The sequence below is a fragment of the Pseudomonas idahonensis genome (assembly GCF_037903935.1).
GTDB classification, from domain to species: Bacteria; Pseudomonadota; Gammaproteobacteria; order Pseudomonadales; family Pseudomonadaceae; genus Aquipseudomonas; species Aquipseudomonas danubii.
This window is the reverse complement of record NZ_CP149586.1, coordinates 3,354,368-3,366,615: the sequence shown is the minus strand read 5'-3', so window position 1 is coordinate 3,366,615 and position 12,248 is coordinate 3,354,368. Positions and strand designations below refer to the sequence as shown.

The 12,248-nt window shown below is 64.3% G+C and carries 7 protein-coding genes; all 7 read right to left on the bottom strand.

The genetic code is table 11. The annotated features are described in order from the left end of the window. Positions 1–5 precede the first annotated feature (5 nt). Genes pelG through WIN67_RS15225 form a run of 7 tightly spaced genes read right to left on the bottom strand, consistent with a single transcriptional unit; the run spans position 6 to position 12,174 of the window. Positions 6–1,376: an exopolysaccharide Pel transporter PelG gene (pelG, locus tag WIN67_RS15255; protein WP_102879372.1), complete on the bottom strand. Its 1,371-nt coding sequence runs from the start codon at positions 1,374–1,376 to the stop codon at positions 6–8. Continuing rightward, complete coding sequence (gene pelF, locus WIN67_RS15250; RefSeq protein ID WP_110595665.1) at positions 1,377–2,909, bottom strand: GT4 family glycosyltransferase PelF; 1,533 nt, start codon at positions 2,907–2,909, stop codon at positions 1,377–1,379. Beyond that, positions 2,906–3,895: a tetratricopeptide repeat protein gene (locus WIN67_RS15245; RefSeq protein WP_296408476.1), complete on the bottom strand. Its 990-nt coding sequence runs from the start codon at positions 3,893–3,895 to the stop codon at positions 2,906–2,908. The genes pelF and WIN67_RS15245 overlap by 4 nt, the downstream gene beginning before the upstream one ends. Then, positions 3,873–5,243 carry a PelD GGDEF domain-containing protein gene (locus WIN67_RS15240; protein ID WP_339071632.1) on the bottom strand — a complete coding sequence of 457 codons (1,371 nt, stop codon included), beginning with the start codon at positions 5,241–5,243 and terminating at the stop codon, positions 3,873–3,875. Before WIN67_RS15240 ends, WIN67_RS15245 begins: the two co-directional genes overlap by 23 nt. 5 nt (positions 5,244–5,248) lie before the next feature. Then, positions 5,249–5,770 carry a penicillin-binding protein activator LpoB gene (locus WIN67_RS15235; protein ID WP_102865063.1) on the bottom strand — a complete coding sequence of 174 codons (522 nt, stop codon included), beginning with the start codon at positions 5,768–5,770 and terminating at the stop codon, positions 5,249–5,251. A gap of 28 nt (positions 5,771–5,798) precedes the next feature. Beyond that, positions 5,799–9,386, bottom strand: a complete 3,588-nt coding sequence (locus WIN67_RS15230) for a tetratricopeptide repeat protein (protein WP_339071630.1) — start codon at positions 9,384–9,386, stop codon at positions 5,799–5,801. After that, positions 9,364–12,174, bottom strand: coding sequence for a bifunctional glycoside hydrolase 114/ polysaccharide deacetylase family protein (locus WIN67_RS15225; RefSeq protein WP_339071628.1), 2,811 nt, complete (start codon positions 12,172–12,174; stop codon positions 9,364–9,366). Before WIN67_RS15225 ends, WIN67_RS15230 begins: the two co-directional genes overlap by 23 nt. Between the last annotated feature and the right edge of the window lie 74 nt (positions 12,175–12,248).

Sequence of the window (12,248 nt, the reverse complement as noted above, 5' to 3'; positions counted from 1 at the left end):
ACGCCTCAACGCGAGAGCATGAAGGTCTCGTACTCCAGGTCATCCAGCGCCGTCGACAGCCGCGCCAGCCCCAGCAATACGCAGATCAGCAGCGACAGGGTAAAGCCATAACCGAAGTAGCTCGGCCCCAGGTGCAGGCTCAGCAGGGTCAAGGCGGCGTTGAGGGCGACGAAGAACAGGCACAGCTCCAGCACGATCGCGCGTTTGTCGAGGTAGAAAAACACGTTGAGGATCGCCATGAACACCACCTGGATGCTCACCCCGATCAGGTCGATGTAGAACAGCGGCAGGTAATAACTGGACATCCCCAGCCACTCCAGCAGGCGTGGACCGAAAAGAAACAGCAGCACCACCGTCAGCCCCTGGACCTTGCAGATTTCCAGCAGGCCCTGGCGGATCGAGAAGGTCATCTCGGCTTTCAGCGAGCCGATATGCTGCAGGGTCTCGCCGTCGCGCACCGCGCGAAACAGCCGGTCGTACCACTCGGCGAAGTCGGTTTCGATCCTGACCAGAAACACCGCCATGCCGGGAATGATCGCCAGGTAGGCGAGGAAGATCGGCAGGTCGTAGAGGATCGAGGCGCGCATCGGCCCGATCACCTGGCTTGAGGTGTCCGGGTTGAACCAGAAGATGAACTTGTCGATCCAGATGCCCAGGTTGTAGCAAAACCCGGTCAACAGCAGGCTGAGGAACACCTGGCGACGGTCGAGGAAGTCGAAGGCCACCAGCTTTTCCGCCCGGTACTCGCGCAGGATGTCGTAGAGAAACAGGAACAACAGCGAGCTATGCCCCAGCAGCAACGCCAGCAACAGGCCTTCCATGCCCATGTGCCGCAGGAAGAATGCGCTGCCGACCATCAGTCCGTAGCCCACCAGCATCACCAGCAGGATGCGGTTATAGGCCTTCATCCCCGAGAGAAAGATGATCACCAGCCACAGGTTGCACAGCACCACGAAGTTGGCCAGGGTCAGCAGGCGGTAGAGCAGCGGCTGGTCGAACAAGGTGCTCAACAGCACGATGCCCAGCACCCCGGAGCCCAGGGTCACCAGCAGCAGTACACCCACCAGGTTCGGCAGGATCTGCTCGTACTTGCGCTCGAACAGGCGGTCGGAGACAAAACGGGTGAAGAACAGCTGCAAACCGCCGGTGAGGATCAGCGACGTGGCCATCAGGTAGGTCACGGTGATCAGGAACTGGCGGATCAACACCTCCGGAATCACCAGCCCCAGGCTGATGACCCCCACCAGCATCACGCTGAGAATCGACAGCACCCAGGGTCCGGAGCTGATCAGCCCGGCATAGACATAGGCGTGCAGCGTCGCCGTGTAGGAGTCGCGGGAGAGAATCTTGCGCAGTTCAAAACCGATGCCGGCCATTTACACAGCCTCCTTGTGTGCGGTGCCCATGGCGGTGTCATACAGCGCGCGATAGCGTTCGATCATCAGGGTTTCGCTGTAATAGCGGTGCACCCGCAGCAAACCGGCGGCCTGGGCGGACTTCCAGCGTTCGGGACTGCGTAGCAGGTCGATGATCGCCTGGGACGTGGCCTGGGGATCGGCGATGGCCACCACTTCCCCGGCCAGCCCCAGATCGCGGTCGGCCGCCTCGCCGCCCTCGATCAGCTCACGGCAGGAGCCCACGTCGCTGCTCACCACCGGCGTGCCGGCGGCCCAGGCTTCGAGAATCACCAGGGGCTGGGCCTCGCTGATGGAGGTCAGCACCATCAGGCCCAGTTGCGGCAGGATGTCCTGGATCTTCTGGAACCCGAGGAACAGCACCTTTTGCTCCAGCCCGAGACTGGCCACCAGGCTGCGACACTCGGCGACGTACTCGGGGTCTTCCTCTTCCGGCCCGACGATCCAGCCTTCGACCTGGGGCATGACGCTGACCACCCCGCGCATGGCCCGCAGGAAGGTCTTCACGTCCTTGATCGGCACCACCCGGCCGATCAGCCCGACCACCGGAGCGATGCCGTCGGCCCGGGATTCAAGGGCCTGGGTCCAGACGTCCAGGTTGATGCCGTTGGGAATCACCTGGGTGCGCTCGGCCGGCGCGCCGTCCTTGATCTGGCGCTGGCGGTTGCCGTCGTACAGGGCAATGATCTGGTCGGCGCTTTCGTAGACCAGATGACCGATGCGCTCGAAGAAGCGCACCCAGAGCATGCGGATGTAACCGGAGCCTGCGTCCATGCTGTCGTTGAGCGCCTGGTTGCTGCTTTCGGCGATCCAGCTGGCTTGAGCCAGGTCGATCTTGCGCTCCTTGGTGTAGATCCCATGTTCGCTGAGCAGCAACTGGCAGCCCCACAGCTGCTTGAGAATGCAGCCCACCAGCCCGGCATAACCGGTTGAAATCGAGTGCAGGACCCGGGCGCGCGGCATGTGCCGGGCGGCATCGGCGAGCATCAGCAACGGCGACTGCATGGTGCGCAGGGTCCAGAAATAGTTGACGAAGGACGGGTCGGCACAGTGCTGTTCGTAACCTTCGGTCAGCGCCTCCCAGCTGGGACGACTGTAAAGCACGTCATCCAGGGTGATACGCGCCTGGGCCAGTGAATCGAGCACGCCAATGCCCAGCTCGGCGGCCGGTTTCTCCGGGTTGTGCAGGTAACGGTACAGGTTGCTCAATTCTTCCAGGGACGCCGTGTGGGCGACCCGCTTGTGCTTGGGATTGCGCCAGGCCTCCTCCAGATACACTTCTTCGATGTGCACCACGTTGGCCGGGATCTCGTAGCGGCGCTGACCGTAAGCTTCGCGCTGCCCCCCAATGAACAGCACGGAAAAGGTCAGTTGCGGCAGACCGAGGATCATCTGGTGAATCCAGCTGGACACACCGCCGCGCACATAAGGCCAGGTGCCCTCGAGCAACAGGCAGACATCGGCAATGGGCGTTGGGTTGACGGCGGTTTTCATGTCCAGGTCCTTACCAGCCCGGCAAAGGGCGGACGTTGTTGCATCTGCGGCGGCAGGCTTTTGAGCAGCGCGGGAATCTCTGAATAGTTGCCGGTTTCAAAGGCGATCTCGGCCCGAAACGGCAAGACCTTGGCCGGGTCCATGCCCGCTTCCTGGGCCTGGTGCATGTGCAGTCGCGCCTTGCCGATGTTGCCCCGCTCAAGGGCGATACGCCCGGCCAGCAACAGCAACTCGCCGCCCTCTCCCGCCTCCAGCGCCTGCTCGGCATGCTCGCCGGCTTGCCCTAGCACGTGCTGCTGGACGCTGCCCTGGGCCAGGCCCAGGTAGGCCAGTTCCCAGTACCAGCGTGCCAGGGTGGCATGCAAGGCGCCGGCCTTCTTCGGCGCGGCACCGGGCAACTGTTCGAGGGCGGTCTGGATGCGCTGGTTGATGTCGGTTTCCTGCTTGTCGAGCATCGAATAGGCCAGCAGGCGGACGTCGTCGCTGGGATCTCCCAGGGCCAGCTTGAGGATCGGCACCGCTTCCTTGCCCGGCATCTTGCGGGTGGCGAGCAGCGCTGCCAGGCGCTGGTCGGGGTCCGGGGCGTGGCGCAGCACATCCTGCAAGCCGCTGTCGCCGAAGGTCGGCGAATGCAGATGGGTCTGGGCGCGAAACGGCAGTTCGGGAATGCCAACCGCCTGCCACATCTGCGTCTCGCGCTTGCGCGGCAGATACAGCGCCGGAAAGATCGCAGCAATCACCCCGACCGAGCCCAGCAACGGTACAAAGAACGCCAGGCTGAAAATGAACAGCGGGCTCCAGGGCAACGGCCGGCGATAGCGGGCCGGCAACAGCAGCCACACCGCCGCCGTCAGCAGGCCGCAGGCGATACCGTGGGACATTGCATACAGCAGCGCGATCTGCAGGTCGGGCAATTGAGTCGTCAGACTGGCCCAGCTCCCCACCTCGAAAAACAGCGCTCCGCTAAACAGCCACTTGCTGATCATTCAGGCCACACTCGTTGTACAGGAAGTTACGCACCCCATCGCGTTGCCGGGCCGACTCCAGGTCGTAAGGCAGCACCGTGACCCCCAGGCTGGCCAGGTCCACGTTCATGCCGAAGTGCTCGTGAACCAGCCTGCCCAGGCGCGCCAGGTAGCCTTGGGCGCCCTCGGCACTGGTCAGTGGCAACAGCACCAGCAACAGCCCGTGCCCGCGCCCGTTGACCAGGCTCAGGTGCAGGTCCAGCCCGCGCTGGCTGCGCTCGAACAGCCGCGCCAGTTCATCGTTGGGCTGGGTCAGTTCAAAGGCGTAGAGGCATCCGGACAGACCGTGCTGCTCGACATCCACCAGCGAACGCTTGAGCTGGCGGGTGAAGTGCTGGGCGTCGGCGTTTTCCAGCTGCAGTACCTGTGAATCCGGGTGCAGCAGGTCGGCGATATGCCCGGCCAGCAGCGCCAGCAGGCTGAGGGTGCGCTCCTGGAAGGCAAAGAACGGCATTTGCCGCACCGCGAGAATCGCCAGCACCCGCCCCTGGGTATCGACCAAGGGAATACAGGCCTGCAGGGACGACACCGACGCCTGCCCGCCGCTGTCGAGCAGCTCTTCACGCACACTCACCAGCTCTTCGCGCTCCAGGCACAAGCGCACCAGCAGGTCCTGGTTGTCCAGGGGGCCCATGGTCCCGGTGGAGGCCAGCAGCGTCAGGGTGGGAGGCGCGCTACCGGCCTGCTCCACACGGTACAGCCCGGCCACCCGCAACGAGCCGTACTGGCCCAGCAGGGTCAGCACCGGCTCGGCCAGCAGGGTCAGCGAATCATCGCCATTGGGCACCGCACGCAGGCGCTCGCGCAGGCCCAGCAAGGAACTGCGCAGGCTCTGGTCGCTGCCGGCCAGACGCTGCTCCAGGCGATCATGGGACACCCGCAGGATCTGGTGCGCCCGGGTGAAGTCGTCGAGTCGGTACTGGCGATACTCGTTGGCCATCTGCAAGCGCAACAGGCGCCGCTCCCACAGGTCGCGCACCTCGCCCACGAGCATGCCGCAGACCAGCACGCCGACGATGTAGGACGAAGCGATAGGCGCGTAAGCCTCCAGCCCCGACTGACGCAGGATGAAGAACGCCGCCACCAGCAGGCTGGCGCTGATCAGGCCGCGGACAAAGCCGTAGCGCACGCCCAGCAACAACGGCGCCAGCACCGGCCAGGGGAACTCGGCCTGTACTTGCAGCGGGTCCTGCGGCGTCAGCCACAGCCCCAAGCCGATGACCAGCCCGGTCACCAGGAATGTTTCCAGCCATGACGCCGGACCGCTGGCGCGGGGCGCCAGCGCGTAGTCCATGTGTGGAGAGCTCATGACAGTCACTCGATCCTAAGGCCACCGACAAGCTTGTCGAGCACCTTCTGCGCTGCGCCAGCCAGGCTTTCACGAGACCAGCCGGCACGGGCGCCACTATTGCTCCAGAGCACTTTGCCGGTGCCCGCCTCGACCACCCGCAGGCTGATGCCCACCGCCGGCTCGCCATCCAGGCCATTTTTGTACTGCCACTCTTCAACACTGCCGGACACCACATAGTCGAGCTTCTGCTCGCGGGCCCAATCCATGGCACCGGCCAGACGCTCGTTGTCGTCGAGCAAGGCCTGCTCGCCCTGCCCCGGCGCGCCGCTGTAGACCTGGGGTTGCAGGCCGCGGCTGCTCAGCACGCTGAGCAGAATCTGCTCACTGCGCTCCCCGGCCTGGGGCGTCTGGGAATAGTTGACCAGCGGCAACACGCCCCAGCGCGCACTCTTGGACAGTTCAGGGCTGTCTTGACCGGTAAAGCTGGTGCAGCCGGCCATCAGCAAAGCGGCCATCGCCAGACTCACGCAACGAATGGATTGCATAAGGTTCACTCCTCTTTGAATTCCATGATCAGCGTCCGAAACGCACGCTGTAGCTGACACCTGCGGTGCCACCGGACTGGCCAGTTCCGCCTTGTGGCGCCGACTGGTAGCCGAAGGTCACTGCCAATTCGTCATCCCCTATGACCTCGGTGCCGATACCGGTACTGATGGCGTAGTTGATAGTGTTGTCGGTCCACTGCCAGCCGGTGCTGACGTCCACCAGCCAGGTGTACTGCCCGCGCGTGCGGTTCAATGCCCCCGGGAAGCCCCGCCGCCACGAACTGCCGAAGAACAGCTGGCCGTAGTGTTTCTGCAGCAGGGTCTGGCTGTTGATCTGGTCCGGATTGTCGAGTTCGGCCCCGATCAGGTCGATGCCCCCGCCCAGGGTATTGGCCAGGTTGGGCAGCGAACGGTTGTTCAGGCTGTTTTGCTGGTAATCGATACCGCTGCGCAATTGCCAGTTCGGCCCTTCGAACTGCAGGGTGTGGTCGAACTCGATCTTCAACGCCTGGCCATTGCCCAGGTCATCGCCGCCGCGGGTCGAGAACCAGCGCTGGGCCAGGCTCCAGGACAACTGGTCACGGGCCGAATAGCGATGCCGCCCACCGACCCAGACATCATTCTGCCGGCCGAAGGTGCGCATGTAGCCGCTGTCCTCGTTCTTGCGATGCCAATCGGCGCCGACGTCCAGTTCGTTGCCGCTGTCCACCTGCCAGGTACGGCTGGCGCCCAGGCCGTTGCGGTCATCGTCCTTGCGCAGGCTGCTGTCGAAAATCAGCTTGTAGTTGCCGTTCTCCAACTGCCGCTGCAAGGTCAATTCGGTGTTGGTCTCGTTGCCCAGGCGCGATGGGTCGAGGACATCGCCGCTGTATCGGCCCTGCTCCAGTACCAGCTTGGCGTACCAGTTGTCGTTCAGGTAACGCGCCCCGGTGAGGCGCGGGCCGTTGAACACCAGTCCGCCGTAGTCCTGGCGATCCCAGGCGATTTGCACACCTTGGGGGGTGCGCTCGGTCAGCTCGATGGCCTGGCGCCGCAATTGCTCACGGAGCGCCGCAGGCTGGTCCTCGCCCAACGCCGACAGGTCCACGGCCAGCGCTTCGCCACTGCGCCCCAGGCTGTTCAGGGCCTCGACCCGTTGCGCCGGGTCCAGGTCGTCGCTGGCCACCAGGCGTTCCAGGGCCTGGCGGTTGTTGCCGCGCAGGGCTTCCTGGATCTGTTCGTAGCGATTGACCTTGAGGCCACGGGCGCGGGCCCAGGCCAGCCAGTCATCTTTCTGCGTCGACTGATTGATCTCATCCAGGCGGGCCAGCATCTGGTCGAACCACAACTGCAGCATCGGCTTGGAGCCGTCCTGCCATTGCATCGCCTTGTTCAGCGCCTTGCGCGACGAGTAGCTGCTGGCCACCAGGCGCAGCCAGGTCGCATAGCCCTGAGGCGTGGCGCGGATCTGCTCAGGCGTTACTTCACGGTTGAGTTTGAGCCGCAGGCGCTGGGCCGAGTCGGCATAACCCGCGCCTTCCAGGGCGTCGGCGTAGGCCGCCTGGACCATCCAGTCCTGTGGGTTGCTCCGCAGGTACAGGCGGTACCAGGCCAGGGCCTCGGTATTGCGCCCGAGCAACTGACTGGCAGCGGCAAACGGCAACCACAGGGTGCTGTCACCGCGGGCCAGGGAGCGCCATTGCTGCAACAGCGGCTTGAGCTCGCCGGTGCGGCCCAGGTCGACATACAGCCACATCAGGCGCTCGCGGAAGGTGTTGTCATCCGGGAAGCGGCTCAAGCCCAGGCGATACAGGCGCAGGGCCTCGTCGGTACGGCCTTGTTGCACCGCCAGCGCACCGCGGGCAGCCAGGACCTGGGAGCGGTCGGAGGCATCCGGGTACTGGTCGGCTTCCTTGAGCAGGTCGACCACCAGTGGCCAGTCCTGAAGCTCCTGGGCCAATTGCAGGGCCGCAATCAGGCGCTGCGGATTGTGCTCCCGGCGCCAGCTGTCGACGGTCAACTGCAAAGCCTTGCGAGGATCGCGGACGCGATAGAGGGCGATCAATTCACTCTCGTCACCGCTATTGAGCGAGCCCTTGATGGCCAGCATCTTCTCCAGTGCCAGTTGCAGTTCATCGTCCAACTCCAGGTCCCAGGCCAGGGCGGCACGGGACTGCCAGTAGTTGAGGTCGTCGATCTTGTTGCCGTCGACTGCGGTGATCACCTTCCAGGCCGACTGGCTGTCAAACAGCTTGAGGTAGTTGTTGGCCCAGTCCACCCGCTCGGTGCTGGTCAACGGATAAAGGCCGGCGAAGCGCTTCCAGACCACCAGCCGCTCCGGGTACTGCTCAGTGTTTTCCAGGTTCTGCAACAGGCGGACCCAGGCCAGACGGTGTTTCGGGTATTTGGCGACATAGCGGCGCAGCCACTGTTCCCCCTGCTCGGGCGTGCCCCGGGATTCTTCGGCGTACACCAGGGCATCGAGTTCGATATTGCTCAGGGCCCGGGTCTCCATGATCCCCGCCAACAGCGGAATGCCCCGGTCGAAATCGTAGGTCTGCATCGCCAGGCGCCAGGTGTGCTCGAACTCGGCCGGGTTGTTGCGCAGCTTGCTCAGGCTGATCCAGTAGCCCAGCGCCGAGGCCGAATCGCCCTGCCATTCGGCAATGTGGGCCATCTGCTCCAGCAGCAGCGGATCATCCGGATGCAGCTCCAGCAGCTGCGAGCCCACGGCATATGCCCCTTCGAGGTCACCGAAGGCCAGGCGCTGCTTGAATTCCTTGGCCAGCACTTCCGGGCTGTCGGGTTGCAACTTGCGCCAGGCACTGAAGAACTGCTCGGCCAGGTCCCTGCGGTTGTGCGCCACCGCCACGTCGACGCCCTGATCCAGCAGCGCCGCATCCAGCGCGTCCGGCTGGGTGGCCAGCTCCCGGGCCAGCAGCTCGGCGGCCTGATCGCCACGATCCGCTGCCACCAGGCTCTTGAAGGCTTTCTCCAGGAACTGGCGACGCTCTTGCGGCGTCTGGCTGGCATCGAGCAGTTGCACATAGAGATCGGCGGCGCGCCCGGGTTGCTCGCTGGCCTGGTACCACTTGGCCGCCTCGGGTAGCCATTGATCGCGCTGCTTGGGATCGCGACGGGCCAGCTCGGTATAGGCATCGGCAGCCAGTCCCGGGGCCTGGGCGCTCAAGGCCAGAGTGGCCAGGCGCTCGAGCTGCGGGCTGGGCAGTGCCTTGTAGTCAAAGGCCTTGAAGCGCTCGGCCAGGGCCTGTAACGCGGCGCTGTCAGTGCTGTTGTTCAGCGCCAGGGCATCGAGTTGCAAGCGGTAGTAGGCCTTCAGCGCCGGATCGGGCTGTGACCACTGCGCCAGGTGCTTTTCCGCTCTCGGGTAGTCGCCCAGTTGAATCAGCAGATCGAGCAACTGAGTGCGCAACTCGTTGTTTTCCGGGTGGGCCGCCAGCAGGACTTCGGCATAGCTGGCGGACACTTCATCCGGTTGGCCGCCCTTGGGACGGAACGCATCTTCGTTGCGATAGGTCGCCCACAGCAAGATACCGACGACAATCGCCACCACCAGCAACGCCCAGGGATTGAGCAGCCGCGCGCGTGGGGCCTTAGTTGCAGAGGAGTTGGGCATTACTCACCTGCTTCATGGGAAGTTGGAAATGCCACAGGCCCTGCTCGGACTTGCCGGCATAACGTTGGCCCTGGACCTCGACCCGGCAGGGGCTGGCCGAACGCACCGAGAACTCCAGGTTGAATTGACCGGCAAATGAGAACGTCACCTGTCGGTCGCTGACATAGCGCCAGTCACGCAGGGGAATGTTCGCCAGCTCCAGAGCCGGACGTGGATCACGCTCAGGACGCAGGGCCAGCAGCGCATGATCGCGGCTCAAGGCCACATAACGCCCCTGGGGCAGATCGCGGACCCCCGCTACGCCTTGGGAACGGCCGAGGTCCGGCCAGCCCAGCGCCGGGTCCAGGCGCAGGGTGCGCAAGCCATCCATGCCGCGAACCTGCCAGTCACCATTGAGCGTACGGGCCAGGCTGGCCTGGTACAGGCCATGGATCCGATCCAGGTAGTCGCTCATCCACAAGGACATCGGCTGCTGGCCGCGCATGAACTGATAGATGTCGGTCATGGCCTTGATCGATGCCTGTTTGGTCCCCGAATAGAAGTGGTAGTACAGGTGAATGCCCCGCAGGCGCCGTGGGCTGTCGGTCAGCTCGAAGGTGTCGATCACGTCGCGAAAGCCGTAATACGGGCCTTTCCAGAGGTTGGTGTACATGTTCTCGTTGATCACCGGCGCGTAGTACTGCAAGCCGCCTTCGGTGGGACGCAGCAAGGGGTACAGGCCGGTCAGCGAGGAATTGGCCTTGGTCAGGATGGTCTGCCCGCCGTTGACGTTTTTCAGTCCGGCGTCGTAGGCCAGCTTGATGGTCTCGGCGCTGGGCAGCGCGTCCCCCGGCCAGAAGAGCAGCTTCACCGGCTTCTGCGCGGTGGTCAGGCGGCTATTGATGTAGTCCCGCGAGCCGAGGATCTCGCGCTTGTAATCCAGGTTCTTGTACCCCGGGATATTCAGGCGCAGGCCGTATTCGGCGCTGAAGTCCTCGTCCTTCTTGGCCTTCTCCGGCTGCAGGTAGAACGGGTGACTGTAGGTGTGGGTGGCCACCTCGACCTTGGGGTCGGCAAAGATCTCCTGGGCGATCGGCTCCAGTTCCCTGGCCAGAAACGGCGACATGCCCTTGGGCCCGATCTCCCCTTCGATGATCGACACCGAGGTCAGGTACGGGTTGGGACGAATGTAGTCATCCAGCACCTGGCGCCCGGAATACGGGGTGCCGCGCACTTCGGCGCGGGAGGGAAAGCCGTCGCCGTCGATATGCACGGTGGCGATCCGCCGGCCGTTCTCGGTGGTGGTGTCCGGGCGCGGTTGCGCCGGCAGACGCAGGGCTTTCTGGATAAAGGCGAAGGGGTCGAGAATCCAGCGGCTGCGCTCGATATTGGACTCCACCACATAAGGCGCCAAGGCCATGCCGCCCCAGGCGCCGATGGCCACGGGGGCGTATTTGCCACCCTTGTCATCGCCCAGCAACAGTGCCGGTTTCGGCCCGTCGGGCAGCAGCGTCACCCGGGTCAGTTCACGGGAACGGGCCACGACCGGCGCTTCGAAACCACCGATCAGCGTCTTGTCCTGGCTCAGCACCTGCAGTGCTCCGCGAGCCCCTGGCGCTGCGAGGTTCAGCCCCAGGCGCTTGAGCAGTGCGCGATCTTCGATGGGCAGCCCGGCCATGATGGCCAACGGCACCTGTTCGTCCAGGCGTTGGCCAATCCAGCTGTTAAAGGCACGACTGTCCTGGGGCGGGCCGCTGGTCATCCACAGCACCACCCCGGCATAGAGGCCGGCGAAGCTGTAGGACGGCAGGCTGTCATCGGCGGGCAGGTAGTCGACCCGATAGCCCAGGTATTCCAGCAGGCCGCCCAGCATCCGGTGCCCGGCGTGGTCGTAGAGTTCACCTTCACGCGGGTCATAGAGCATGGCGATGCGCCGCGGCTGCACTTCCACGGTGCTCATGCTGATGGCATTCAGGTCCGGGGTGGTGACCACCGGGATAAAGCCTTCCTGACTCAACTGGCGCACCAGCTTGCGCGCCTCTTCACGACGGTTGGACGGCAAGTAGTCGATGGCCACCAGTGGAATGTTTTTTGCGCGCAGTGGTTTGAGTTCGCCTTCGAGCCAGTTGCGATCGGACTCGGACACCGGACGATAACGCTTGGTCGAGGCATCCCAGCCGGCATGGATCGATTCGACCGCCACGGCCGAGGCGACGCCGTCGAGTTCGCCCAAGACCTCGAACCCCCGGTTGAAAAACAGTTTGAGGTTCGGCAGGCGGCTGTGCAGTTCCCGCAGGAACGACGCCAGGGCCTGGCGTTGCGGTGAGCGATCGGCTTCGGGAAGCAACTGGAAGCTGTCCAGGGTATCGAGGAACAGACCGGCATAACCCTGGTCCTGCAACGCCTTGGCGCGCTTGAACAGGTGTTCGCGCCAGGCCGGGGTGGCGATGTCCATCACCTGGCTGTTCCACGCCTTGTTGCGGATGGCGCTGGCTCCGTGGCTCAGGGCTTCCTTGTCCAGTGCGGCGCGATCGCCGTCGAACTCGCCCACCGACAGGTAGGCGAACGGCTGGCTGCCCAGCTTGCGCAAGGTAGCGACATCCCCTGGGGCCATATGACCGGGCTCGACCACCGCCCACTCGAACTGCGCCAGCTCCGGCAGCGGCGGTTGCTCGGCGTACCAGAAACCGACGCTGGCGGGAGCCGCCGGGGCGGCTTGCACCAGCGAATGGCCGGCACATAACGCTAATGCAGTAAACAGACGCCGAACCACTGTGCAGACACTCCCCCGGCGAAACTCCATGTCCATCACTCACTCTTCAAGTCAATCAATCCGCACAACAGCAAACGCTCAAGTCCCCGGAAACGGGTCTGTGCAAGCCC